The organism is Blautia sp. TF10-30, from assembly GCF_003481245.1.
Lineage (GTDB): Bacteria > Bacillota > Clostridia > Lachnospirales > Lachnospiraceae > Fusicatenibacter > Fusicatenibacter saccharivorans.
Genome location: NZ_QUKM01000004.1, coordinates 84624 through 109213, shown reverse-complemented (window position 1 = coordinate 109213; position 24590 = coordinate 84624). Strand labels below are relative to the sequence as shown.

Genomic DNA, 24590 nt, shown 5'->3' with positions numbered 1-24590 from the left:
TCTCAATATCTTGATCCGTAGGTGGATGCTCCCTCTGCGTCTCCCCGGTGTTTCTGCTGTCTGTCGCTTTTCTGTTATATCAGACACTTTTCTCATTTTGTGGATTGTCCGAAAAATAACAGCGTTCTATACTAAAGCGTGTCTGAAAACAAATCATCGGCATCCCCTTTTTCAGGTTCTCTTTGGGATACAACAAAAGAATGGAGTTTTCTTATGAAGGTACTGATTTTATCCTGCAATACTGGCGGTGGCCACAATGCTGCGGCCTCTGCATTAAAAGAAAGTCTGAATTTTTATCACCACGAAGCCGAGGTTCTGGATCTGATGAGCCTCGGGCGAAAGCATACCTCCGCACTGGTCGGCGGAGCTTATGTGAAGCTCGTCTCCGTTTTTCCGGCCGGCTTCGGCGCACTCTATCAGCTTGGTGAGCTGGTACGGAAATTTCCCTGGAAATCCCCCGTTTACTATGCAAATGCGCGGCTTGGAAATGCGCTTGCAGATTATATTGATCAAAACCATTTTAATGCCGTTGTCACCACACATCTTTATCCGGCGGAAACACTGACCTGGATGAAACAGAAAGGACGGCTGACGATTCCCTGCGTTGCCGTTGCCACCGATTACGCGTGCATTCCGTTCTGGGAAGAGACGAACTGCGATTACTATGTGGTTCCGCACAAGGATCTGATCCCGGAGTTTGCATCCTGCGGTATCCCGGAAGAAAAACTGCTTCCTCTCGGTATTCCGGTGCGGCCCGCATTTGCGCGCCCTGCATCCAAAGAGGATGTGCGCCGCCATCTCGGTCTTCCCGAGAATGCTCCGCTGTTTCTCGTCATGAGCGGCAGTATGGGATTCGGCAAAGTGCATCTGCTCGCACATGAACTTGTTTCCCGGCTGGAAAACGGCGAACAGGCTGTGATCATCTGCGGAAATAATAAAAAACGGATGCGTTCGCTCCGGCTGCAGTTCCATAAGAACCCAAATGTACATATCATCGGTTTTACACGCCACGTTGCGGAATATATGGCCGCTGCCGATGTGCTGTTTACAAAGCCCGGGGGCTTAAGCAGTACCGAGGCCGCTGTGCGGCGCGTTCCGCTCGTCCACACTGATCCGATTCCGGGTTGCGAAACAAAAAACCGTGCTTTTTTTGTCTCACGCGGAATGTCCGTGACCGGCGCACATCAGAAAGAGCTGGCAGAGGCCGGTATTTCGCTTGCCCACGATGGTGCACGTCAGATTGCGATGCGCGATGCCCAGCGAAAAAACAGCCATCCGCAGGCGGGAACGTCAATTACACACCTTTTGGAAAAATTAGTTTCGGAGTAACTGCTTATGATGCTTACTGCTTATCTGTTTTATAGTTTCTTCGGGTACCTCTCGGGCAGCGTACTGTATTCGTACCTGATTCCAAAATACTTCTGCCACGTGGATGTCCGAACTGTGAATGAAGATCAGAATCCCGGTGCCTTCAACGCCTTTTCAGTGGCCGGACCGCGGATTGGACTGCTCTGCGTCCTGTGCGATATCGGGAAGGGATTTCTGCCGGTGTTTCTGGCGGCGCACAGTTCCGCTGTTTCGATGGGTTCCTGGATTTTCGCCCTGATTCTGCTCGCCCCGGTGGCCGGACACGCATGGCCATTTCTGCAGCCTGCGAAAGGCGGAAAGGCGATCTCTGTCTCGTTTGGCGTGCTACTCGGCCTCCTGCCGGATCTGCGGCCGGCGCTTCTTCTGGCGGCGTTTTATCTGACGTTTTCGCTGATTCTCATTATCCAGCCACACAGTCTGCGCTCGATCGTTTCGTTCTCCGGGTTTGCCGTCGCCGCACAAATTTCCCGATTTCTTCCGTCCGTGCGGCTCGGCAGTCTGCTGGTATCGCTCGTGGTCTGCCTCCGCCATCTTTTCAGCCTGCGGGAGCATGAGACCGAAAATGCTGCATTTACAATTCAGTCTTTGTCTGCTAAAATAAGGAAAAAGCAGAAAAAAGAATAACATTTACAGTTCATTTAAAACAGCGGCAAACAATTTACTTCAGGAGGATTGACACATGATTTCAGAAAAAATGGTAACTCTCGGCACAAAAAAATCGGTAATCCGCGAGATTTTCGAATACAGTAAAAAACGTGCTGCCGAGATCGGCTCAGAAAACGTCTTTGATTTCAGTATCGGAAACCCAAACGTGCCGGCTCCGGCCTCCGTTCATGAGACCATCAAGGAGCTGCTCGATTCCAAAGACGATTACTATCTCTTCGGCTACACCTCCGCGCAGGGCGATGCCGATACCCGCGCCGCCGTTGCAGCCGACCTGAACAAACGCTTTGGTACCGCGTTCCACGCTGACAACTTCTATATGACCTGCGGTGCAGCCGCTTCGCTCCGCATCGTCCTTGGCGCTTTAACCGTTCCGGGCGACGAGTATATCGTATTTACCCCGTACTTTCCGGAATACCGTGTTTTCATCGAATCTGCAGGCGCAGCCATGATCGAAACGCCGGCTGATTCTTCCACGTTCCAGATCGACTTTGACCGCCTCTCGGCCGCTGTCACAGCGCACACCAAAGGCGTTTTCGTCAATTCCCCGAACAATCCGTCCGGCGTTGTCTACACCGAAGAAAACATTCAGAAGCTCGCTGCTTTTCTGGAAACAAAATCTGCCGAATACGGTCATCCGATTTATCTGATCGTTGATGAACCGTACCGCGAGCTTGTCTACGGAGACGTGGAAGTTCCGTATCTGACAAAATATTACAAAAACACGCTGGTCTGCTACTCCTACAGCAAATCCCTCTCCCTGCCGGGCGAGCGTATCGGCTACGTTCTCGTTCCGGATGAGGTCGATGATGCAAGAACCATCTACGCAGCCGTCTGCGGCGCCGGACGCGCCCTCGGCTTCGTCTGCGCACCAAGCCTGATCCAACACGTCATCGCCAAATGCGCAGGACAGGTTTCTGATCTTTCGGTCTACAAGAAAAACCGCGATCTGCTGTATGATTCATTAACCGCCTACGGCTTCACCTGCGTTCACCCGGACGGCGCTTTCTATCTCTTCATGAAAACTCCGGAACCGGACGCGTATGCGTTCTGTGAGAAAGCGAAAAAGTACGAACTTCTTCTTGTACCCGGCGATGACTTCGGTGCACCGGGATTCGTGCGGATTGCTTATTGCGTTACCACCGCACAGATTGCGCGGGCACTGCCGGCGTTTAAGGAACTGGCAGGAGAGTATTTTGCATAATTTTTCAACTGTCAACTTTTCTTAAATAGATGTTGGGGTCAAAAGGCTTTTTGACCCCTTTGACCCCGGTATCTTACATATAGTAAAAAACGGACACTGCTTCATCTTTGAAACGCAGCGTCCGTTTTTCTTTTATTCTCCTACATCCTGTTTTCCAATCACAACTTTACATCTTTTCTTCCACATCCCTGTTCTGACACACGCATACCGCTCGCTTTCGATGATCTGTTCCATCGCTGCCGCTCCTTTCTTTTGAGCTATCTCAATCGCATAAGGCGGGCAGGACTTGAACCTGCATTCTGTGCCTTATCCTCTACGAAAAATTTGCTGTACGTTCCACAAACATGAAACATTTTTCTGCACAGGTTTTGCCCGTTAAACTACCGCCTTATTTTCAGCCACATTTTTTGTGGATACTGATGTGTATCAAATGCTGTTCCACTCTGACTTGCTTTATATCATCGGTGGAGATGCTATTTTCCTGCCTCAGCCTTCTCTCTAAAGCTCAGGATTTCCTTCAGAGACCTTGGTTCATAATTCATCCATGGCTTCATACATCCCACATTGTATGCCTGCGGTCTGCACTCATAAATGTGTCTGCTGCATTCCTGCTTTCTGCACGTCTCTGTTCTTTTTGTGAATGTCCGTGCTTTGTTCTGTATATACTATATTACATATTTTCGATTTTTGCATTTAACTTCTGGTTTAATTTTTCATGTGATATGTTTTCTGGTTTTTCCCAGCTCCACACAGTACTGTCCAGACCTGATTTCCCTTTGGACAGTGCCTTTAGCTCTTCCACGCAGAATTCCGTCGCGCGTACGATGTACTCGTTGGCCATTTGTCTGGTAAGGATGGACAGTTTCTCTTCTTTTCTCTGGGTAAATTCCCTGCGTACTTCTTTTATAAGACCTTTCACATCAAATTCAGCAAGCTGTGCCAATGGATCTTCTGTAAGATCCAGCTCCTGGATCATTTCCTGGAAAAGGCCATATTTTTTCGAAACATATTCATTTAATATCTCGTAGTCACGATGCAGTTTTTCTACATTTCCAGGAACGCTCGAATTCCAGCCATGCTCCCCATACATAAATCTCCGATATAACATATCCTGGATCAGATGAAGATAATAGCCGAGATATAAATCATCCTTCTCCATGTATTTCCCGTATCTGTCGCGGAAACATTCGAGATCGTATGTGTATCTGGTATTTTCGCAGATTTTCTTCTTTAAATGGCTATTTCCCGCCACCGCCCCATCCGGCAGAATCACCCCAAGGAACAGGCGGTTGATATCTCGAAACGAGACTTTCTTTCTCATCTCCTGTACAATTGCCAAGTGAATCATGCTTGATGCCATAGTGTCCTCTTTTCCTTTATTCTTCTACATTCTATTTTCCAATATCAGCTTTACATCTTTTGAAAGCTTTCTATCCATACTGCTAACTTTAACATTTTCATGCCGCATTTCCAGTTCTGACGCATGCGTACCGCTCGCTCTCAATCACTTTTTCCATCGATTTGACCGGTGTGCTGTCAATATTGTTCAGGAGATTCTGGAATGTCGTAACCGACTGGCCGCTGTATAGCTGGACACCTTTTCTCCGACTGTCGGCATGGAAAATATCGTTTCGGCTGTCTACATTCCAGAAAATAATATTCGGCAATTGGTAGCCGCAATACTCGTACTTTTCTTTCATATGATCATAAAACATCCAATTGCGGTCTCCGCATCTGTCGATCTCCATGTCAGATACAACGATCAGCGCTTTCGGCATTTCTTCCGGCGGTACATCGTGATCCATCGCTGTTTCCAGAACCCGCTCAAATGCAGCCTGAAGATTAGTATTCATCCCCCATTCCGTACGCTCGACGTATTTGATTTTCTGCAACAGGGTTTCCCCTCTCAGAGAAACAAATTCCGGCTTCTGGCTGAACGTCATGAAAAGATTGTGGTAAGCGCCCCGGTTCCGCTCTGCAAAGTAAATAGCAAGACCAATGGATGTCGCCAAGGGTCTTCCACTCATGGAACCGGAAACATCTGCAATGACAATTGCATTCGTTTCCTGCGCCACATAATCCGGCAGCTGCCTCCACTGCGCCTCCAATACCTGATTCCATTGACGTCCATACAGAACTTTTTCCACGAGATCGTACGGGTACAGCGTCTCCGCATGAATCTTTTCTTTTCCATCCAGTGCCTTCGCCAGATACTGGTTAAAACGCTTTTCATCATGTTTTCGAAATGCGTTCCTGTAAATCATCATGGCTCTTCCGGAGACCTCCGGGTAAACGATCTCCTCCCACTTTCCTTCTGACATTTTCACTTCCAGCACACCGATATATTTCCGCAGGGAACGGACGATTCTTTTGAAGTTGTAAACCGGATAGCCGAGTTTCTGCGCCGTCAGAATGCCGAGTTTTCTCGTCTCCGTATTTTTAGAGTCTGCCGTTTTGATCCATTTAGCAAGCAGGGAAACGCTTTTTCCCTCCTGGAAGTTTTTCAGATCTGCTTCCAGCTGCTGCTTCATGGCACTCCACATCTCGTCCTCAACGCCAGTTCCGATCAGGCAGTACCAGTCGTCAAAACGGCCGAAAACACCAATCAGGTCAAGGTTGGCAATGACTGCCTGCGGATGGTACTCGGCAAGATACTGTAGTAGAATCCGAAAGACACGTCTCTCGCCGAGACCTTCCCGGATATCACGCGCATAAAACAGGATTTTCAACGCGAACAGCGGGTCTGCCTGATATGCTTCCGCAAACAGAAGCTCAATTCTTTCCGGATCTGCTCTGCGCAGGGATCCAATTGTCGCAAACAGATCCAGCCGCGCATCGCCGGTTGTGTTCCGTGCTGCTGCTCCATTTTCTGTATAAGTTTTTGTCGCCTGCTCCCGTATCCATTCTGCAAAATCCATCGCTGCCGCTCCTTTCCTTCCACTGTTTTCTCCAGACATCCTTTTCTGGATCTATGGACTCCATTCTTTCTCGTTTGCTCTTCTGTTTTTTTCTGAGTGAGGGCCGGATTTGAACCGGCATCTTCGCCATTACCACTGGAAAAAAGTTTGCCGTTACGGTCACGCACATGACCGTTTTTTCGCGCTCTTTCTTTTAAGCTACCTCACTCGCGTAAGGCGGGCAGGACTTGAACCTGCATTCTGTGCCTCCCTATTCTCCTCAAAAAGTTGCTGTGTGTTCCACAAACATGAAACCTTTTTTTCTGCACAGGTTTTGCCCGTTAAACTACCGCCTTATTCTGTTATTTTAGTGTTTCTGTCTTCTGTCCCCAGCTCAGGATTTCCTTTCGGGATCTTGATTCATAATTCATCCATGGTTTCATGCATCTTTTCCAGATCATTTTCTGTAATAGCATTTTTCCCAGTGATTTTTTTCTTCCCGATTCGGATTTCAGGGTCTCTCACCGTAAAATTTCCAGTCGCAGATATCCCATGTCTCAGAAATTTTTCGAAATGCTTTTGATTTTCCCCACAGTGTTTTCGCCCGTCGAACCCTCTTATTTGCCGCGCGCTTTGCCCAACGGGAATTTTTGCATCGGCCTTTGCTGACGGGCGTTTTTTTACAGCTTCGGCTCATCAGCCTACTCCCCATCCAGAATTTTCTGATAGAGAAGTCTGCCTTCCTCACCGGCAAGCCGTCCGCAGATTTCTGCCCGCTCGGCGATAACAGGGATCTGGATATGTGCTTTGGCATCTGCCGTCTGTAGCAGCATCAGGTTTTGAAACATCGCAAAGCTGGCCATTTTTGTGTGGCGTCTGACGTGCTTTAATTTCACACTGACATGATCATCGTGGTATTTCACGTAATAAAGAAGTTCCTGTACATCGAAACACGGAATCACATACCCCTGCCGGTCCAGCTCCGGGATCACGATATCGCGCACGATTTCCATGCTTTTTTCGGGATGACCGTAGTAATGCATGTCCGGATCACCCTCGCGTTTTCCCCTGCACTGCGCTTCTGGCTTTCCGATATCGTGCAGCAGCGCCGCCAGATAGACCATGTCATTTTCCATCCTCCGCGGAAGATTGCAGACCACATGGAGGGAATGCATCCATAAGTCATACTGATGTGCACTGTTCTTCTGATCATAGCCGAACATGGTTCGTACGGCCGGAATCAGCGCTGCGATTTCTTCTCGTCTCACATCCATCTCTTCCGCAGTTTCTGCTGTTTTCAACACATTCAACAGCTCGCTTAACTTCATGTGTTCACTCCCCCTTTCTGGTCTTTTTGCGAATATCTGTGTTTTGTTATGTATAGATGTTGGGGTCAAAAGGTTTTTTGACCCCTTTGATACCAGATTGCTACGTGCTTTGCACTCCCGCAATCTTCATGTATATACTGTATCACATGCTTTCGTTTTCTGCACTTAACCGCTGGTTTAATTTTTATGCTGTTCGCCCGGCGCAGAACCCGATCTGCCGGCTCTGTGGTTTCTTTTTCAGTCCGATCATCTCGAAATCGTCCGCTGTCAGAAGACAGGCCTCCTCTTTTCCCAGCGTACCATTCTGATGCTCCCGAATCAGGCGGTCTGCCTGGCGCATGATAGCGTGGTCCAGCAGGTTTCTGACAAACCGTCCATTGCCGTAATTTTCTTCCCGGCATGCATCGGCGCAGATGGAAAAGCATTTTTCCCTTGTTCTTTCGTCCATCCGGTATTCCGATTTTTCCAGCATCAGATCCAGAATCTGCGTCAGTTCTACCGGTGAGTAATCCGGGAAATTCAGGTGAAAGGCAATGCGGCTTGCAAGACCTTCATTCTGCTCCAGAAACTCCTGCATCTTCTCCGGATATCCTGCAAAAATGACAATGACCTCATCCCGGTAATTCTCCATCTCCTGCACAATGGTATTGATTGCCTCGGCGCCATACGTGCGGTTGTCTTCTACAAGAGAATACGCCTCATCGATAAACAGAATGCCGCCACGCGCCGCCTGAAATTTACTCTCAACAATCTGTGCTGTCCAGCCGACGTACTTTCCGACCAGATCCTGCCTGCCGCACTCTACAATGTGGCCATATTTCAGCACTTCCTCTTCCTTCAAGACCTGGGATAGCAGACGCGCCACGGTTGTCTTTGCTGTCCCTGGATTTCCGGAAAACAGCATATGCATAGATGACTGAACCCCCGGAAGACCCATCTGTTTCCGCATTTTCTGCATCTTGGCCGCCGCCAGAATCTCATCTGTCACTTTCTTTACCTCCGACAGGCCTACCATTTTCTGCAGCTCCAAGTAAGGCTTATCTGTCTTCTTTTTCAGCTCAATTTTGACCAGGTCTTTTTCCTTATAGGCCTTGTAGATATGGGTTTTCAATCCGCGGCCATACCAGCGGTTGTAAGCGTTATAAATATCCGAAACCGAATACAGCTTCTTTTCTTTCGGGAGATACTGCGTCAGCTCGTCTATCGTGTAATCGTGATACTCCGTTTTCTCCGCCAGACGTTTCAGATAAGCAGACGCCCGCTTCAGATCTCCCTGGCCTTCCTGAATTTGAATCAGATCCGCATTGGAAAGAATTTCCGCTATCGTATCATCCGATACACTGCGGTTTCCGGAAATATCTACAAAGATAAATAAGGTAGAATTTCCATACTCATTCAGCTTATTCCCAAGTGCTTTCGCCAGATCATAATTGCCGGTGGCATACATTCCGGTACTCTTTTCACCTTCCAGACTTAAGATCACCGTACCACCTTTGGCACCGGAGAAAATATTTTCAAAATTTCCTTCCTGTTCTGCTTTATGTGTCATCTTCTGTACATCATAAGCCCTGCCACTCAGCAGTCTCTGATTCTCCAGAAGGGCTGGAATCAGAATATCAATCATATCATCCGCAGCCGCTTTGTCCCCGGCTGTGATCAGATAATGCACGGGATGCCCAACAAAACGTTTTTCATTTTCCGGAGCATAAATCCGCTCCATCTCTTCATAGAAACTCTCCGATGCCATAATTTCCTGCATCTGTTCTGACTGCTTTTGTCTGTTCATATCTTGGGACGTGTAAATCCGTTCACTTACCTGATACGCAACAGGTTCATAATAGCTGTGCTCCGGTTCCGTAGCAAGCTTTAAGTCCTCTTTCATTGACCGGATATAGCACTCCGTCCAGTTATTCCGTTCTGTCCGGACCATTTCTTTGTAAAACTCATCACTTGTGATTTCCTCACATGCAAGCAGCTCCATTTCCGGCAGTATCTTCCGAATATAATCCACACATTCCCGAGGATCCACTTCCATTTCAAGTTCAGCTACAATCGTCATCTTATCCTTCCGAATATCACTGATCATAATGAAAAACTTCTTTTCTGTACGGTAGGCTGTGTAAAATTTACTGTTCCATTCCGCAATGTCACTTCGCCGGGGATAGAGGCCCTCATATCCTTCCTTCGTTGTACCTTCCTGGTCCAGATTCAGTTTTGAACAGTCTGCCGTGTATTTGTAAAGAATCATTCGATGATACCTCCCTGGTCCTGTCCGGTTTTTTTGTATTCCTTGAGTATCTTATCTGCAAGTATTTTCTTACTGTTTCGTTTCCTGTTTTTCAGTCTCTGTCTTTTCCGTGTTCGGCTTTTCCAGCAGAAAATAATGCAATACCAGTGCACCGTCATATAATAATGCCGTTCCAATATAACCATCACGTGACAGAACATGCCCCCAGTCATGCCCTGTTCCGATCGCCATTACCAAAAATGAGTTCTTTTTCCCGCTGATCAAGCATTGTTCCTCCGCATCTGCCTGATACCACATACACGGAGTGCCATACTGCATGTCTATTTTTAAAACTGCTTTTCTTGCTGCTTCCACCGTTGAAAACGGCAGTTCCAGCAGCCGGACATCCATGGTATCTTCTGGTAATTGTTCTTTGTAAATCAGCATTTGCTTTCCTCCATCCCTACGAACTCCTATTGTTCCGATTCACTGTTTTTTGAAACCGGAACCTTTTATTATCTTTTTCTATCTGTCATCTTACCACCAGCCGTATTCCGTATGTGGACAGGTTCTTGTCTATACGAAAACCAGACAATTTTCTGGTTTTTCTATTTCTCCATAACAGGTACTCACTTCTTTTTTCTTCTGCATTTCTGTACAGTATTTCGATACCGGAATAACAGCTACAATCACAACACGTTCTTTTTTCTCACATTTTTTCAGCAGACCAATCATATACCGCAGCTCTTCTTTTCTGTCGGTAAAGTTTTTCCTGCTCGTCATCATCGACACTTCATCAATCACAAAAACAGAAATTGCTCCATTCTCTGCTTTCTGCGCTATGATTTCTGCCATTCTCTCCACCATTATCGCTGGTGTATCATCAATTTCTATCTTGGAAAGCTCCTCCTGCCCGTACATGCTCTGCAGAATCTTCCACATCTCCTTCTTTTCATGCTACAGTGAAAAAAGAGAACTCCATCCTCGCTGGTTTTTCGCTCTTTCCAGCCATATGCAAACGCTTTTTTCGTTTTTCCGCTCGCCTCAGATCCCGCCAGGAAAATCATCCTTCTTTTCCTCCATCCTTTTTCTCTTATCTATGCTTCCGGATATAGTTCTCACTGAACTGCTTTTCCCGTTCAATCCATTCCTGCGTTCTCTTCTCGAGCACAAATGGAAGTTCTCTCCAGATTATCCTGAGCTGTTCTTCTGTGATTTCCGGTACTTTCTTTAAAATTGCATCCCGCAGATACACACCGCCTCCGCTGCAGGAATCCGGGAAACAGTTTTCTTCGCTGATAGCATCCAGAATTTCTTTATAATGCTTTCGATACATCTGATATGCCTCGTAATGCGCAATGCGGTTTGCATGGTCTTCCATTCTGGATTCCTCTTCCTGTTTCAGAATTGTTTTCCTGTTGATTCCGCCGCTGTTCACGTTGGCATAATACATCGCGTATTCTTTGGCTTCTTCCAGACTCTGGAATGTGCGGAGAAATCTGCCGAAACTGTGAATATCACCATCCGAAAACGTGATCCAGTCATAATATGCCAGCTCTGGTGGGAAATGATTTTCTTTTCCGTAAAGCTCTGCACATTCCTGTCTGCTGACGGAATGATAGTCCCACGGACCGATGATATCATCGTAATCCTCACAGAAAAGAATATACGCTTCTATCTCTGCATCACTGTCAAACAGCATAGGACTGCTTTCCTCGTACTGATACAGAATTGAGTATTTTACACCCTTGATTTTTTCGTCATCCCTTCTCATCAGCAGTGCGTAAACACCCATCTCGGGATTGTCCGGAATATTGTTCATATGCATCGGTTTCCAGTCAAATTCGTTCTCCGTCAGCTTGTCTTTTTCCCATGTTTTCTGATGCTCCGCCATTTCCTGTTCTATTTTTTCCATGTAAAGAACGCTTCCAATATAATCATACCGTTCCAGATGATCCACACCAATTGCCAATCCTGCCAGCTTGGGTCCATACAAATACCAGAACTTTTCATTTGTCTGTTTCTCCTCTGCAGCCGCTTTGCTGTAAGCATCCAGAATATCTTCCCGGATCAGTGCATTTTCTTTCTCCAGATATTTCCATCCGTGATCTTCTGCTTTGTATTTGTAATGCCAGCCAATTCTTTCATCGGTCGTCTCAAAGATCGGAAAAAGCTCGTCGCATTTGTAAAATGGTGTCTCTTCAAAACCGAAAAAGTATACTTTGCCGTCTTCGCTGACCAGCCATACACAGCCCGGGCCTCCCATTCCAGAAGGATGTTCCTTCTGTGCAAACACAACTGTTTTCCAGAAATCTTCTGTTAAATCCGGTAAATCAAAAGTATGATCTCTATCCATATGTCTAGCCTTCTTTCCTTTTTGTTGAATGAAAAATATTTGACTACTCTGTTCCCAGCTCGTCCCAGTTCACTCGGCCCCAGCGAACTGGAACATTCACAGCTCTCATTTAAAATTTTGCTTCGCAAAGGGAGGGTTGCTCACATTTGAATCACATTCTTACGCATCGAAACAGTAAGTGTTTCACTGCTGTGTGAACAGTGACCTGAGATCTTCTCTCAGCTGATTAGAAAGCACAATTACCATCTGCTTTCTGCGAATAGTTTCATACTGAACATCCATCCACGTTTTTTCAGCATGCGGACACTCTTCCATTCCGATGCCGTACACATACATATCATCGTATTTCTCCGGTATCTCACTCCGATATTCATAGTATTCAGATGACCAGTCATTTCGATTTACGATAGAAAAATGTCTGCCGATCTGCAGATACGGTTTTAAGTCACGGAACAAAAGCTTCTGTTCCACACTCCGTTTGATATCCCGCGGTTCTTCCGAAATCATAAGTTCCATCGCAGGTTTCATTGTATCATCTTTGCTGCACCAGCATTCTCCTTCCGGTTCCGGCAAAGCCATATAGACATCTCTGGAAAATTCCACATCCACCATTCCGACTCCATAGATGTAAAAGCCAGCATATTTCTGTTCCGGAATGTCTGACATCATCAGATAATCGTGGTAATAACCATCCTCAAAACAGATGGATAAGCGGACATTGCGTGCAACATATTTTCTCAGTTCTTCAAATTTAATTGCCATCAGAAAACTCTTCCTTTGTCAGTACCAGTTTTACTACTTCGTGTGCGAAAAAATTATCTTCTTTTTCGAAAATGTTACCCAGCACAACCATGATCGGGCCGTCCTCTACTTCTCTGAATCCCAGCTTCCGCAGCAGGCTGATCGTTGGTTCATTTTCTGTCTGGGTCGTCACATACAGCTTATCGACGAAAAGATTCTTTCCGTTTGCAGAAACCCCATCACCAAAGAGCTGATTAATCAGCTCTCGGCTGGCTTCTTCACAGTAGCCGTTTCTTCGGTATTCTCTGGCGATATAAAATTCAATTTCGTATTCGTCTTCCATTTCTCTATGTACGCCTACGTAGCCGATAAACTTGTCTTTCTGCTGTTTGGGAAAAATGGAATAGGTGCAAAGCTCATGATCGGTTCTCTCAAAGTAGTTGGCAAACCCCATCACATGTTTTTCGGATGGGCTGACTCCGCAGAATATGTAGAAGTCGCCATCATCCCGCAGCATTTGTAAAAATGCCTCGGAGTCTCTGTCCGTCCGGCTTGGGAGAAGGAATAATCTTTCAGTTTCGATTGCAGATCCTGTGTTCATTTGTGATCTCGTCTCCATTCTTTTGTACGTTGACTGTGAGTTTTCATGTTTCAGGAGTGAGGGCTGGAATCGAACCAGCGACAATAGATCTTTTGCTGTACCGACCACACCCATGATCGGCTTGGTTTCTCTGCTCTACCATGGCTGAGCTACCTCACTCATATTTCTCTTTTAACTTTTGTATTCCTTATGTGATTCCACTCTGTCAGGAACCAGCCTGCTCCGCCGGAATATCTCCGCCGGTTCTTCTGCGATCTCACTCCAGCCGGCTTTCAACAGGAATTCTTTTGTTACGTCTGCTTCCTGAATTGCGAAAAGTTCGTTCAACGTCATATCGAGTTGTTCCTCCTGATCTGTTCGGTATTCGAATGCATTCGCCGGTGTTCTGATGTACTCCTATTATTCCACTTTTTCCCGGCGGTTGCATTGAACTTGTGGTTTACTTTCCGGGTATGCCTTATCTTATCATGGAACCGTTCCTGCATGTGGACACTCTTTTGGCCTTTTATACACTCAGTCCCACCATAATGTAATCCTCCCTGTTCTGCTGATTGTCTCGATCTGCTGATTTTCTTTTCCGTTTACAATTTCTGCACAAAGCTCCACCGTTTCTTCTGTAATCTCGGCCGCCTCCTTTTTCGAAATCCGACGATCACTTTGAAAGGTCAACGTATCATGTGAAAGTTCCACCAGCTTTAATCCATATTTTTCTTCCCATCTTTTTGCCACCCGTCCCATGGTTTCGCTGTCCGGGCAAGAATTGAAATCGCCCCAATACCTGCCCAGACATTCAAAGATCTCATAGGCATGCTCCACATCAAAGTTCACCCGTATACCTTCCGGTTCTTTTTCCTTCTCCCGGAAAATCCATTCATCTCCGCTGCATACCCTTTGCAGATGCTTTTCCTTCCAGACACACAACTCCATAGAATCCATCTCACAGATAATCGTCGTCATATCTTTCGCCTCCACCATATTTTTATTTGCATGTCCTTTTCTTATGCTTTTCGGCTCTGCATGCTCTTATTTCCTTCTTTTCCACCTTCCCACCGCTGTTCGCATTCTGGCGCACAGCCTCTTTCAGGATTGCCGCTTTAAAGGCTTTCGGTGTGCTTCCCATCCATTTGCTCATCTCTAATACGCAGTTATATTTTTTGTAATCCACTTTTTTAGCCATTTTTCTTTCTCCATTCTTTGTACTCATTTATTTCGCTGCATTTCCAAAACAGCTCTCAAATCACGCATCCGGAAACAGATCGTATTTTTCATTTTCGACGAAACCATTTTCTCTGAGTTCTTTGATAAACCGAATGGCTGTTTCAGCTCCCCATTTTCCCTGCAGAAGCATCATAAGCGGAATGTGAATATCCCGGAACTGTCCAAGCGGCCATTCGAACATATGCCGTTCTAATACATTCATCCCACTAAGCTGCAGCATTTCTTCTTCAAAACGCTCTTCATACGCAAAATCAAAATACTCCGTATCTACCCAGAAACGGCCGCCGTTGCCAAGCTCTCTGTTTACTTCATTGGCAAACAAAATGCAGTTCTCCATATTCCACTCATTGATCATGATGGGATGAATGAACCACAGCAGGCGGATCTGATCATTTTTCAGCACCTCCATCGTACCTTGGATTTCCAGCGGCGGAACCAGATTATTTTCATTCTCTAACAAGTAAAACATGTGCCATGCTTCCGGGTACATCTGACGCACTTTTGATGTGTTGTCCTTTTTTATTACACGAATGCCAAATAGCTCCCTCTCGCGTTTTACAATTCTTCCTACGACTTCCATGCTCTCTTTTTTCATATGCTCTTCCTCCTGTACTGATACTGCATGTGGGTTCAGATACTGCACAGACTGAAGTTCTGTGCAGTATCTTATCATGACTCACTGTCCTTCTGGTGTCAGACTTTTGTCCGAACTTCCGCACTCTGAAATTTATGGCTCTTACATTGCCAGATATTGCTCTGCCATGCAGCACAGACTTTCCTCGTCAATGACCTCCAGGAAGGCATCTTCATCCCCGTATAACGCCTTGCCAATATGTTTGATCGCCTGAATTCCAACCATAAGCTCCTCTTCCTCCGGGTATTGACAATAGTTTAACAATCTCCGTATTGTCTTGAGGCTCACTGATTCATCCTCTTCAATATATTCTGATAATTCTATATCCCGCAGGATGCTGGAGGCTACAAAATTATATCTTCTTGCCGTTGTCATGAATCTTTCTGTATTGAACCAGAAACTGATACCATCCTTGTTATCCCGCAGGACATTCGAGAATTTCTTCAGCAGATGGGCTTTTTGAATGGTTGTAACTTTGATCCGCTCCCGTTTTGCCTTGCCCGGGGTATGATAAGCATCTTTCTTAGTAAATTGAATTTGTTTTCCCATTTTGTCCCTCCAACTTTTTTCTTCTGATCTTGTCTTTGTTGTGGGAGAGATATCCCGACCGAAATCGACAATATCTCTCCGCCCTGTTTCACGGCCTTATCGTTCGAGATAAGGCTTTAACTCACTCTCTGCAAACGTTTCGATCTTCGCATCCAGTTCTGACAGCTTCTCCATAAATCGAACCATCAGCTTTTGAAATGCCTGCTCCGACTTTATTTCCACAATTCCTTTCTCATTGCGCTTTGCTTCCTCTTCGGAAAAGATCTCCGTCGTATCTTCAAATACATATGGTTCAACGACCTGATCCATGAAGTTCATCATTGCCTTGTATACTGCTGTCGGCAATGCAATTTTCTTCACCTCGATCATATTGCGAATGTCGTAATATACGTTTTCATCCTCAATATCCATGTCGCTGACAAATTTTCTGAGTCTTTCATAGCACTCCATAATCTGCTGTTTCTGAAAATCAGTTGTTGTATTCATGATCTTTCTCTCCTCTTCATTCAGTTTAATTGGTTCAGCTGTTCTTTCCCGCAGTCCACCCTCCGGTAATTCCAGATATGCTTCCAGCTGTTCCAGCAAGCCTGGAATTCTCGGATCTGGCCCATTTGATGTTGCTCTTTCCCAGTCCTTTACCGTATTATGTGATATCCCAAGTGCGTCGCCAATCATCTCATGAAGCCTTGCCTTACTGGGTACTGCTTTCCCCTTGAATTCGCCCGTTTTCTTGATCAGATTGAGTACGGTTCTATATTTTGCATTATCAAATTTCATCATTTCGCTTCCTCCTTTTTCTTTAATCCGCGATTTTATCATACAATATTTGTTCCTTCTAAAAAGGGTAGGAACAGTGTGAGCAAAAAGGTAAGCAGTTTTCCTAACATTTTCATTCTCCTCCTTTCCTTTTGCCCCATAAAAAGTGTAACCGCTGCATCAGCAAACATCTTGCTACACAACGGTCACACTTTTCCGGGGGTGTTATTTTTATAGTCTACAGCTTCATCAGATTTACTTTTTCTGATCTTTCTCTGTACTAAGATATCCCTTTACGATCGCATGGTCCGGAAATCCAGGTTCCACGGATACTCTTCGGCGGTGTTCTTTATCATGGGTTTGAAAATCTTTCCCCCACGGATACGCAATCCGATCGCGCCTTACAAATTCTCTTTCATAATCTCCAAGCTCAACTACAATATCGCGTGTAATCAAATGATCTTCTGCAAATTCATATGCATATCCTCTGTCTGCGTGTTCCTCAAAGATGCTTTGACCGCATGGCGTGTGTCTCTCGAATCCACCCTGTGAAAGAATATGGTCAACCACTTGCAGATTCCAGCTTGTCTCCGTCGTCTCCCGCCGCAGGTTATTGCAGTCTGCAATCATAAGCACTGGATTTTTCTTTTCCTTTGCCTTGTTCACAACAATTTTCAGTTCTTCGGCACGCTGGCTGTAATCCACCATTCGAATCCGAAATCCGGCAACGGTAAGAAACTGTCCGTTCTGGTCTTCCAGATCCACCAGCAGGAAATTCGGATGATTGTTTTTCATCGTTGTAACCACCGAATCATCCACTGCATGAAAAGTGTATACGTCCCTCTTCCAGAGAATTCCAACTTCATTTGTTCCATTATTCTGTGTGACTGCGTGCTGATATCCGGCTCTCTCCATCTCAGCCCAGAAATAGCCAATCGTGCTGTGCTGAAACAGTTCTGTTAACACAATAATGTCTGCATTCTGGTCGATCAGTTCATCGATCACAAACTGTGGAATCCCCTTTCCCATACCACTGCGCTGATTGATGTTCCATCCAATTACTTTGCTCTTCATTTGCTTTTCCTCCATTTGGTTAAAATAATTTTACATAATTCAGAAATACCATCGTCTCCACAGCCGGCGTTCCGGCTGCGAACCGAGCATGCTCTATCCCCTCGGTAAGCAGCAGCCGCTCCCAAAGTTTTGGATAACTCTGGAAATCAAATCTGCAATCATCCAGAATCACATATTCTTTGATCTCTGGATGTTCTTCCAGGTATGCTGCAATTCCGGCACCTCTTTTGTACATCCTGTCCTGCGTGTGTCCCGATATAATCAGGCCATATCGGGCGAGCTTGGAAACCAGATATCTGTAATCTTCATCTGTGGGTTCTAGTTCCTTCCAGTCAGATGACAGAACGATATCCGCTCCGCCAAACTTGCTGATTGTCTTTGCCAGAACCTCCACGCGCGCATCTTCAATTCCCTGATATCCTTTTGGGGTTTGCTGGACGGTGGTCCTGGTATTCAGGACGCCATCGACATCCAGAAATACTACAAAGTTTTTATGTTTTTTGCCCATTTGTTTTCTCCTTTCCCTGCCCTTGCAAAAAAGCAGCCGAATAGATCAAATCTATCCGACTGCTTTTCCGGGGGTGTTGTTTTTATTGTTTTAATTATCTGGTGTTTTTATTACCATTCACTGCAGTCCTTATCGTATACTTCTTCTCGCTCTTCTTCCGTGTACGATGACAACCACTCACTCTCCACATCATTTCGATCAACAATTTTCTGATCAAAACTGCCTCGATGACCGCAGTTCAGGCATTCATATTTGTCGCAATCAGATTGGCTCACGACCAGACCGCCTTTGAAGCCACAATGTGGGCACTCGTATTCATTCGCATATTGCTGTGCCCTTAAATACACATTCAGATTTAACTGCAGTTCTTCATATTCGGGATTTTCAAATAACTTAGAATTTAACATGTTGGATGTCCTCCATTTTTTTATTTTTCCCGAAAAGTAGTCAGCATCAAATCCTCTGACAAAATCAACGGATGGGGTAAATGGAGGTTCTAATTTGCCACATTCGTTGATTTCACAGAGGTTTGGGGGTGTAGCCCCCAAGGTCTGTTTGCAACAATCTACATACATGACATTTTGCAATAACCTACATTTTGTCTCTGCAAAAAACACTTTTGGGGTAAGGTCATATTCTTCTCCATTTGCAACCAATAAAATACAGCCACCATAAAGGTAGCTGCATCTTATTTCTTCTAACTTGCTACTTTTCCTATACCCGACGGTTCAAAGCTCCGTTATCTGATGTCAGAAGCACATCTCCATAGTCTCCAGAATATCCACCGCAATCTGTTTATAAAAATGCATAAATCGTCCTTTTGGATTTTTTCTTTACAATCCAAATACATTGTCTTCTAAGACTTCTTCTGGAATGTCCAGTTCATCGATATACTGAGATAATGTCAACTCTTTCTCAATTTCTTCATTTTCATTATACATCTCTTCTTGCCACCTCTTTTCTTTTATGTTTAAAAATAAAACTCCCATCTACTCCATTATCAGCAACTTCCACTGAACGTAGCGCAATATAAAAAGACCAGATATCTGTTAAGTATATCTGATCTTTTTCTGCAATTACTTTTTCTTTGGGGTATTATTTAATACTATTCCAGACATTTTAAGCTCTTGGTTCCATGTCCTATATCTTCCAAAATCCAGTATCCAGATTTGTCTATATCAGCAATCTGTTCTTCGCTGATTAATTGAAATTCAAAATGTTCCAGAAACTCCTGGTTTATAGATAATTTGATGAAGTTCCATCCTCTATCCCCACTATGAGCCTCCATAATCTGTTTTTCTTCCCAGATAACTCTTGGCCTATACCATGCTTCATCAGCATAACCATAATCATCCTTCCCATACCACCCCATAAGTCGTCCTCTATCTAATAGAATAAACCTTTGATTTTTCGGATGATATTCTTTACCTATAAGATATGCTGCAATATTCTTTAATATTTGTTCCCGTGTTGTTTCGTGAATACTTGTTCCCGATCCATCTTTATGCGGCTCTATCCTACTATATAAATACACAAAACGCTTCTTCGGATCTTTTTCCGGCTTTTCGGATGTATCTTTTCTTAATGTCATATATCTTTTCCGCAATGGGCCACGTTCCAACGCAATGGCTATTACTGAAGTTAAAGTAATTTGCTTTTGACTATACTCCTTATTCTTACTGCATAACTTTTTGTTCCACTCACTTTCGACGTTTTCCCACTGTTCTTTCTTTTTTTCCGGACAATGGTGTAACCAATATTTTTTTAACCATCCATCCGCTTCCGGATATGTTTTTTGCCATTCTAAAATACACTGTCTATGATTTTCCAAATCATCATTGATTGCTTTTTCTTTGGATTCTAAAACATTAAGATCAAATCCACACCATTGAAGTAAAATGTACTTTGTATCATTTAAGATGTTCTCATTAACAAGTCCATCTTCGTTATAAATCTTTTGTTCTGTTTCAAATCCAAAAATAAAACCTCTTGCAAGAATTACAAGAATTCCTCCAATTCCATTCAAATCATCACTTTCATAATTTTTAGTTAACATTTTAGGCTGAATTCTGGGGTCAGCAGATTCCGGAGCCTTTACATATGCTTCAAATTCTAAAATTTCATTTAACATCTTCTTTTGCCTCTTCTATATATGGTTCCATCTCTTTCCATTCAAATACTTCCCAAAAAAATCTGCCATAATCTTCTGACTTCTTTGTAATTTCATATAATGTTGCAATCTTTAATTTCAAAGGTAACTCTTGGGTTTCCGTCACTATTTGTTTAAGTTTCTGAAGACATACCCCATATAATTTGTTTTTCGGATCTGTCTCATTTTTTTCATAAAATCCTTGAACAATACTTTCCAGATCTTTTTCTAATGATTTATCCAATTCTTGCATTTCTGTTCTATTTTTTTCAACTCTCTCTTTTAAAGTCTTAAACGGTGTAACTTTTGGACCTTCTATTAAAGTAAGTACATTCCATAAAGTTTTATATCCCCGTTGTTCAAAATGAAACAGAACTTCCTGTTCTTCTTTTTTCAAACTTTGAGCATTAAATCCATTACCTATAATCTGTTCTAATGCTTTTCCTCTATTTTGCATTGGTTGTAATAACCACTGCATCTGATTCAAGCGATCTCTCATATCTTCAATCGTATTATCATTACTTAAACATGCTTCTATTTTTTTCTGTATACATGGAAGCACTGTTCTTTGAATTTTTATTACATTTTCTTCATCATATATTTCAAATAAGATTGTTTGCAGATTCTCCGGTGCATAAAAAGTATCTTTCTTTTCATTCTTTAAGACTCGCAAAAACTTATTTACATAAAACGCATACGAATTTAAAATCCCTTGACATCTTAATTTGAATCTTTCAATGTTTTCTTTGTCTGTATCTGAGATTTTTTTTGAATATTTAAAGAACTGTACCCTTTTCGTTTCTTTCTTCTTTTTATATTGTTTTAGTCCTTCTTCAAAATATAATGGTAATTCGTTGATATATGTACCACCATCCTGAATTTCAAACGTAGCTTGTGTTTTACAATTTTTTGCAGACACGCAAAGACATCTTTTTCCCACAATATTTTTCCGAGTCATTGACAGATTATCAAGATTATACCCTTCTTCTCCCCGCAACTTTTCTATGTCTCTCAAAAATATAATATAAGCACTCTTATCAATCCCTGCTTTAAGTACAATGTCTAAATCAGGATGTAGGCCGTTTTTAGCCGCATCAATCTCCAACCCTGTTAATATCGTACATTTTGCACATGTGGGACTATTTGAGGTAAATACCAAACCTGATTCGTCTTTGCTTGGTAATTTCTGATTCCTCTCATATTCTATCTGCCCGATAGCAATTGCAGCATCGGATATTTGTCCAATCCGATTAGAAAATGTATTCTGGATATGAAAAAACGGAACATGCTTCTGAATTGTAACTGGATTTCCTTTAGAAGTAGGTATTTTAATAACCGGAAGTGTTCGCTTAAAATACGGTACTAATCTATTCGTTCTATAACCCAGATAATTTCCAGCCTCATATGCTCCAGATGCAACCGCTTCTACTACATCCTGATTCGCCACAACATTGACCAGATCCCCGTCAAAATCGGCACCTCCCAGACATAGCGGAGCCGATGATCCCCTCGGAACCATGACAATACCAGTCAGCTTCTTAAAATACTTATCATATAATTCAATATGTCCTTTGAAAGAGTTATAGTTGACCCTGTCTGCATATAAATCCTCTGTAGTCATTTCAAAACGCTTCATTATTACTTGTTCATTTCTTGACAAATGCGGACTCCGAAAGAATGCATAATAAGAATCACAATTTAACTTCAAATCTTCCCAACAACCACTCTGTGTACCTACAGGCAGATAAAAACGAAAATATCTATATTTGGGCCAGAATTTAGATATAACGTTCTCATCCTCCAATAAACTCGCAAGCAATGGCAGTAAATCTCTGCACAGATATCGATTCTGTCCTTCCACAACTAATTTTCCTGTTGCAAGCTTTGTTAAAAGTCCTTTCTGTACATTTTTTAATTGTGATTTTATATATCCGTCGCTTTTTAAAGCAGAATTCTTAAATAACGCCCGTTTCCAATTAGATATCTGTCTTACAACTATCGTTTCCTCATCATTCTCCTGTGTATCACTATCCTCCTCTTGGATATTGTTATTATCATCATCCACTGTCATTTCTTCGCAATCTTTCAGATACTCGATAGGATTTTGTATAAAAAAACAATGTCTTTTTACAATCCTTTTAAATTGCCCTTCCGTAAAATGCAGTGTATTGATCATCTGATAGCTCAGATGTGTATATTGGGAGTTTCCGTAAGGTAAATTTGTCCCTGAAATATACAATGCATGATCATATTTTTTCATTGCATCACAATAGAATACCATAGGATCCATATTAGTAGCTTTATCAGATGCACTATCCAAATACTGTCGGATCCATTTCATACCTTTAAACATACTTTCTGTGATAAAAATATGAGCCTTGCTCAAATCTCTCTTTATACCAAAAGCATCTTCATACAACTGTTCACCTTTTTTTCCGTTATAAGTCTCTAAAAACTCATGCACATCCACTTCATGAAGCATTCCCTTCATAAACGGTAACCTAATCTGAAAGGAAGTGGCTCCTTTTATGTTCAATGCTTCATTAATGTAAGAAGCATATTCCGGCGTAATAAAACCAGAACCATCGAATGGGATATCCACATACTCAAAATCTTTTATTTGAGGTTTCTGAAAATTGCATTGCAACACTTCTCTAAAATCTGCATCTTTTACTGCTTTAATTTCTGTAGTTGCTAATGGAACTTTTTTTTCATAATTATACCTTGTAACTGGCATTTCAGGATTATCCCTCTTTGTTCGTACATCCTTTATTATTACAATAGTCTCCGGATTTATCACAAACTTTGGATGTTTAACTCTTTTAGAAGAAGAAAGATATAAACCTCTGTATGCGTAATATTTACTTTCAATTACCGATATCTTTGAAAAATCCATTCCTAAGTTAAGACGTGTATTCAATCCTTCATAAAAATCTTCATCAATAAACGAAATACGACTATTCCGGCTCATGCTTCCGCTCTTATCAAAAGCAACCATATGGACCGGATTTTCAAAACCTTCAAAATACATATCAAATCCATTTTTTACAAGATCTTTTGAATCGTTCAGCAAAACTTTTTGGTTCTCTATCTTCCATGCCCCAGCATTCTCTTTATCAAGTGGCTGAAATATTTTACCAAAATCTACAATCACTAACTTGTCATATAATGTTTTATCTGTACGTTTAAAAGATTGCTTCTCTTTATCACGCCATACAGATTCTATTTCTTTGCAGAATTGATAAAATAGCGCACAGTCTTCTCGCTCGTCTTCCTGTTTTATAACGTATCTTCGCAACGAATAATTCTCAAGATAAAGCTTGAACCGTTCTTTTTCTTCGCCAGGCCTCTTTGAACAAAAGTTGAAAAAAGCCTGGGCATTAATCGTTATAATTTTTTGTCTAATGTCTGGCATGATATTACTCCTCTTTGGTTAGTAGGGCTATTAGCTCCTGTTACACTAAAAAATAACTTCAGTCCAATCAATTGCTGCAAGGTTTGTTTTAAAATTTTTCCATTCTTGGGAATCTTGGGAATCAAATGTTGGTATACTCGGTTTATCTTTTATCTTTTCATATATTTCTGTTAAATTTCCGATTTCCTCTGATTTAATTGTAATCTCCAAATTTTTCTCTTTACACTGTTCAAAAATCCATGTTTTACGTTCTTCATTCCACTCTTTATGCGGGTGCATTCCGTTTTGGGAAGTATCACCATTATTTCTATCAGCAGTAAACCATTTTCCCCGTAAAGCATTAATCTTTTTTCCTGATTTTTGAGAAAGTTTATAATATTTCCATATCACTCCATTTGTATATAGAACTTTTCCATACCATAATAACTCTCCCAATAATTGTCCTGCATCATTTGCTCCACCATTCGATTCATTCAAAGAACTTGTATTTTTTTTATTTACATAATATTTTTTCTTCTTATCACAACTTATATCAATTGTGTTTGTGTCTAGGCATTCTATGAGGTCTTTGCCAATGCACTTTGCTTCCACGCAACCATATATATTTTTTAAAATTGTGTTTTCTACCTCATAAATTTTAGGCTCCTTTCCCTCTGGAAAACTTTCATCAAAAATCGCAAGATCTGGAAAACTTCCAAACCCATCTATATATTTTCTTGACTTAACATTCTTCTCATTATCCGCCTTGATTCTTTCACTCTTATGAACATCACGTATCGAAAGGTTTTCCGTGTTCACACCATCTCTCAAAAGCATATTAATTAGTGGATATAATTCTTCCTCTTGTCCATACTGTTTATCCATCAGCCATAGTTCTCTCATATATTGTTCTAATGTCATTT

The 24590-nt window shown here is 42.8% G+C and carries 25 protein-coding genes and 3 tRNA genes; 3 read left to right on the top strand and 25 right to left on the bottom strand.

Features of this window, described 5'->3' with window-relative positions:
* The first annotated feature begins 213 nt into the window (after positions 1 to 213).
* From DXD02_RS05790 to DXD02_RS05780, 3 genes are read left to right on the top strand one after another with little or no spacing between them, the layout of a single operon-like run.
* Entirely contained in the window at positions 214 to 1329 is a 1116-nt protein-coding gene (locus DXD02_RS05790) for an MGDG synthase family glycosyltransferase (protein ID WP_118666538.1), read from the top strand.
* 6 nt (positions 1330 to 1335) lie between these two features.
* On the top strand, positions 1336 to 1992 hold the full coding sequence (locus tag DXD02_RS05785) for a glycerol-3-phosphate acyltransferase (protein ID WP_243106429.1): 657 nt from the start codon (positions 1336 to 1338) through the stop codon (positions 1990 to 1992).
* Positions 1993 to 2047: 55 nt separating this feature from the next.
* Entirely contained in the window at positions 2048 to 3235 is a 1188-nt protein-coding gene (locus tag DXD02_RS05780) for a pyridoxal phosphate-dependent aminotransferase (protein WP_117509822.1), read from the top strand.
* Between the two features lie 271 nt (positions 3236 to 3506).
* Here the strand turns inward: DXD02_RS05780 and DXD02_RS15405 are convergent.
* The 25 genes from DXD02_RS15405 to DXD02_RS05680 all read right to left on the bottom strand — a co-directional run bounded on the left by DXD02_RS15405 (position 3507) and on the right by DXD02_RS05680 (position 24588).
* Positions 3507 to 3625 (bottom strand) — tRNA-Phe (locus DXD02_RS15405).
* 280 nt (positions 3626 to 3905) lie between these two features.
* Entirely contained in the window at positions 3906 to 4595 is a 690-nt protein-coding gene (locus DXD02_RS05775) for a hypothetical protein (RefSeq protein WP_117509821.1), read from the bottom strand.
* A gap of 97 nt (positions 4596 to 4692) precedes the next feature.
* Positions 4693 to 6153, bottom strand: a complete 1461-nt coding sequence (locus DXD02_RS05770) for a DUF2828 family protein (protein ID WP_117804947.1) — start codon at positions 6151 to 6153, stop codon at positions 4693 to 4695.
* A gap of 212 nt (positions 6154 to 6365) precedes the next feature.
* Positions 6366 to 6488: transfer RNA gene (locus tag DXD02_RS15400), tRNA-Phe, on the bottom strand.
* 345 nt (positions 6489 to 6833) lie between these two features.
* Positions 6834 to 7460: an HD domain-containing protein gene (locus DXD02_RS05765; protein ID WP_117804915.1), complete on the bottom strand. Its 627-nt coding sequence runs from the start codon at positions 7458 to 7460 to the stop codon at positions 6834 to 6836.
* Between the two features lie 184 nt (positions 7461 to 7644).
* Positions 7645 to 9708 carry an AAA family ATPase gene (locus tag DXD02_RS05760; RefSeq protein ID WP_118666537.1) on the bottom strand — a complete coding sequence of 688 codons (2064 nt, stop codon included), beginning with the start codon at positions 9706 to 9708 and terminating at the stop codon, positions 7645 to 7647.
* 69 nt (positions 9709 to 9777) lie between these two features.
* A complete protein-coding gene (locus tag DXD02_RS05755) occupies positions 9778 to 10134 on the bottom strand; it encodes a DUF7352 domain-containing protein (protein WP_055220036.1) in 357 nt (118 codons plus the stop codon).
* Positions 10135 to 10263: 129 nt separating this feature from the next.
* On the bottom strand, positions 10264 to 10629 hold the full coding sequence (locus tag DXD02_RS05750; RefSeq protein ID WP_118666536.1) for a DnaB-like helicase C-terminal domain-containing protein: 366 nt from the start codon (positions 10627 to 10629) through the stop codon (positions 10264 to 10266).
* 151 nt (positions 10630 to 10780) lie between these two features.
* Entirely contained in the window at positions 10781 to 12043 is a 1263-nt protein-coding gene (locus tag DXD02_RS05745; protein WP_118666535.1) for a hypothetical protein, read from the bottom strand.
* A 183-nt stretch (positions 12044 to 12226) separates the two neighbouring features.
* Positions 12227 to 12805: a hypothetical protein gene (locus DXD02_RS05740; protein ID WP_118666534.1), complete on the bottom strand. Its 579-nt coding sequence runs from the start codon at positions 12803 to 12805 to the stop codon at positions 12227 to 12229.
* A complete protein-coding gene (locus DXD02_RS05735) occupies positions 12795 to 13385 on the bottom strand; it encodes a GNAT family N-acetyltransferase (protein WP_158576296.1) in 591 nt (196 codons plus the stop codon). Before DXD02_RS05735 ends, DXD02_RS05740 begins: the two co-directional genes overlap by 11 nt.
* A gap of 54 nt (positions 13386 to 13439) precedes the next feature.
* Positions 13440 to 13544: transfer RNA gene (locus tag DXD02_RS15395), tRNA-OTHER, on the bottom strand.
* A gap of 12 nt (positions 13545 to 13556) precedes the next feature.
* Complete coding sequence (locus DXD02_RS15390) at positions 13557 to 13718, bottom strand: hypothetical protein (RefSeq protein WP_156327583.1); 162 nt, start codon at positions 13716 to 13718, stop codon at positions 13557 to 13559.
* Positions 13719 to 13898: 180 nt separating this feature from the next.
* A complete protein-coding gene (locus tag DXD02_RS05730; RefSeq protein WP_158576298.1) occupies positions 13899 to 14342 on the bottom strand; it encodes a DUF4253 domain-containing protein in 444 nt (147 codons plus the stop codon).
* A gap of 22 nt (positions 14343 to 14364) precedes the next feature.
* The gene (locus DXD02_RS05725) at positions 14365 to 14562 is read right to left on the bottom strand and encodes a hypothetical protein (protein ID WP_055228065.1); all 198 of its coding nucleotides are present in this window, start codon (positions 14560 to 14562) and stop codon (positions 14365 to 14367) included.
* A gap of 60 nt (positions 14563 to 14622) precedes the next feature.
* A complete protein-coding gene (locus DXD02_RS05720; protein WP_055228066.1) occupies positions 14623 to 15198 on the bottom strand; it encodes a hypothetical protein in 576 nt (191 codons plus the stop codon).
* Between the two features lie 141 nt (positions 15199 to 15339).
* On the bottom strand, positions 15340 to 15786 hold the full coding sequence (locus DXD02_RS05715; protein WP_055228067.1) for a hypothetical protein: 447 nt from the start codon (positions 15784 to 15786) through the stop codon (positions 15340 to 15342).
* Between the two features lie 96 nt (positions 15787 to 15882).
* Entirely contained in the window at positions 15883 to 16566 is a 684-nt protein-coding gene (locus tag DXD02_RS05710; protein WP_147398239.1) for a hypothetical protein, read from the bottom strand.
* A gap of 231 nt (positions 16567 to 16797) precedes the next feature.
* Positions 16798 to 17616 (bottom strand): endonuclease/exonuclease/phosphatase family protein, encoded by an 819-nt coding sequence (locus DXD02_RS05705; RefSeq protein WP_118666530.1) that lies wholly within the window; start codon positions 17614 to 17616, stop codon positions 16798 to 16800.
* Positions 17617 to 17635: 19 nt separating this feature from the next.
* Positions 17636 to 18124, bottom strand: a complete 489-nt coding sequence (locus DXD02_RS05700; RefSeq protein ID WP_118666529.1) for an HAD domain-containing protein — start codon at positions 18122 to 18124, stop codon at positions 17636 to 17638.
* Between the two features lie 110 nt (positions 18125 to 18234).
* Entirely contained in the window at positions 18235 to 18531 is a 297-nt protein-coding gene (locus tag DXD02_RS05695; RefSeq protein WP_118666528.1) for a hypothetical protein, read from the bottom strand.
* A gap of 426 nt (positions 18532 to 18957) precedes the next feature.
* On the bottom strand, positions 18958 to 19113 hold the full coding sequence (locus tag DXD02_RS15385) for a hypothetical protein (RefSeq protein WP_158580127.1): 156 nt from the start codon (positions 19111 to 19113) through the stop codon (positions 18958 to 18960).
* Positions 19114 to 19229: 116 nt separating this feature from the next.
* Positions 19230 to 20255, bottom strand: a complete 1026-nt coding sequence (locus DXD02_RS05690; protein ID WP_118666527.1) for a hypothetical protein — start codon at positions 20253 to 20255, stop codon at positions 19230 to 19232.
* Positions 20245 to 23688 (bottom strand): RNA dependent RNA polymerase, encoded by a 3444-nt coding sequence (locus DXD02_RS05685; RefSeq protein WP_118666526.1) that lies wholly within the window; start codon positions 23686 to 23688, stop codon positions 20245 to 20247. The genes DXD02_RS05690 and DXD02_RS05685 overlap by 11 nt, the downstream gene beginning before the upstream one ends.
* 45 nt (positions 23689 to 23733) lie before the next feature.
* Entirely contained in the window at positions 23734 to 24588 is an 855-nt protein-coding gene (locus tag DXD02_RS05680) for a hypothetical protein (RefSeq protein ID WP_118666525.1), read from the bottom strand.
* Positions 24589 to 24590 lie beyond the last annotated feature (2 nt).

Excerpts from the sequence above, each read along its gene's own strand:
- DXD02_RS05790 (WP_118666538.1), top strand. The coding sequence starts at position 214 with ATGAAGGTACTGATTTTATCCTGCAATACTGGCGGTGGCCACAATGCT.
- DXD02_RS05785 (WP_243106429.1), top strand. The coding sequence starts at position 1,336 with ATGATGCTTACTGCTTATCTGTTTTATAGTTTCTTCGGGTACCTCTCG.
- DXD02_RS05780 (WP_117509822.1), top strand. The coding sequence starts at position 2,048 with ATGATTTCAGAAAAAATGGTAACTCTCGGCACAAAAAAATCGGTAATC.
- DXD02_RS05775 (WP_117509821.1), bottom strand. The coding sequence starts at position 4,595 with ATGGCATCAAGCATGATTCACTTGGCAATTGTACAGGAGATGAGAAAG.
- DXD02_RS05770 (WP_117804947.1), bottom strand. The coding sequence starts at position 6,153 with ATGGATTTTGCAGAATGGATACGGGAGCAGGCGACAAAAACTTATACA.
- DXD02_RS05765 (WP_117804915.1), bottom strand. The coding sequence starts at position 7,460 with ATGAAGTTAAGCGAGCTGTTGAATGTGTTGAAAACAGCAGAAACTGCG.
- DXD02_RS05760 (WP_118666537.1), bottom strand. The coding sequence starts at position 9,708 with ATGATTCTTTACAAATACACGGCAGACTGTTCAAAACTGAATCTGGAC.
- DXD02_RS05755 (WP_055220036.1), bottom strand. The coding sequence starts at position 10,134 with ATGCTGATTTACAAAGAACAATTACCAGAAGATACCATGGATGTCCGG.
- DXD02_RS05750 (WP_118666536.1), bottom strand. The coding sequence starts at position 10,629 with ATGTGGAAGATTCTGCAGAGCATGTACGGGCAGGAGGAGCTTTCCAAG.
- DXD02_RS05745 (WP_118666535.1), bottom strand. The coding sequence starts at position 12,043 with ATGGATAGAGATCATACTTTTGATTTACCGGATTTAACAGAAGATTTC.
- DXD02_RS05740 (WP_118666534.1), bottom strand. The coding sequence starts at position 12,805 with ATGGCAATTAAATTTGAAGAACTGAGAAAATATGTTGCACGCAATGTC.
- DXD02_RS05735 (WP_158576296.1), bottom strand. The coding sequence starts at position 13,385 with ATGAACACAGGATCTGCAATCGAAACTGAAAGATTATTCCTTCTCCCA.
- DXD02_RS15390 (WP_156327583.1), bottom strand. The coding sequence starts at position 13,718 with ATGACGTTGAACGAACTTTTCGCAATTCAGGAAGCAGACGTAACAAAA.
- DXD02_RS05730 (WP_158576298.1), bottom strand. The coding sequence starts at position 14,342 with ATGACGACGATTATCTGTGAGATGGATTCTATGGAGTTGTGTGTCTGG.
- DXD02_RS05725 (WP_055228065.1), bottom strand. The coding sequence starts at position 14,562 with ATGGCTAAAAAAGTGGATTACAAAAAATATAACTGCGTATTAGAGATG.
- DXD02_RS05720 (WP_055228066.1), bottom strand. The coding sequence starts at position 15,198 with ATGAAAAAAGAGAGCATGGAAGTCGTAGGAAGAATTGTAAAACGCGAG.
- DXD02_RS05715 (WP_055228067.1), bottom strand. The coding sequence starts at position 15,786 with ATGGGAAAACAAATTCAATTTACTAAGAAAGATGCTTATCATACCCCG.
- DXD02_RS05710 (WP_147398239.1), bottom strand. The coding sequence starts at position 16,566 with ATGATGAAATTTGATAATGCAAAATATAGAACCGTACTCAATCTGATC.
- DXD02_RS05705 (WP_118666530.1), bottom strand. The coding sequence starts at position 17,616 with ATGAAGAGCAAAGTAATTGGATGGAACATCAATCAGCGCAGTGGTATG.
- DXD02_RS05700 (WP_118666529.1), bottom strand. The coding sequence starts at position 18,124 with ATGGGCAAAAAACATAAAAACTTTGTAGTATTTCTGGATGTCGATGGC.
- DXD02_RS05695 (WP_118666528.1), bottom strand. The coding sequence starts at position 18,531 with ATGTTAAATTCTAAGTTATTTGAAAATCCCGAATATGAAGAACTGCAG.
- DXD02_RS15385 (WP_158580127.1), bottom strand. The coding sequence starts at position 19,113 with ATGGGAGTTTTATTTTTAAACATAAAAGAAAAGAGGTGGCAAGAAGAG.
- DXD02_RS05690 (WP_118666527.1), bottom strand. The coding sequence starts at position 20,255 with ATGTTAAATGAAATTTTAGAATTTGAAGCATATGTAAAGGCTCCGGAA.
- DXD02_RS05685 (WP_118666526.1), bottom strand. The coding sequence starts at position 23,688 with ATGCCAGACATTAGACAAAAAATTATAACGATTAATGCCCAGGCTTTT.
- DXD02_RS05680 (WP_118666525.1), bottom strand. The coding sequence starts at position 24,588 with ATGACATTAGAACAATATATGAGAGAACTATGGCTGATGGATAAACAG.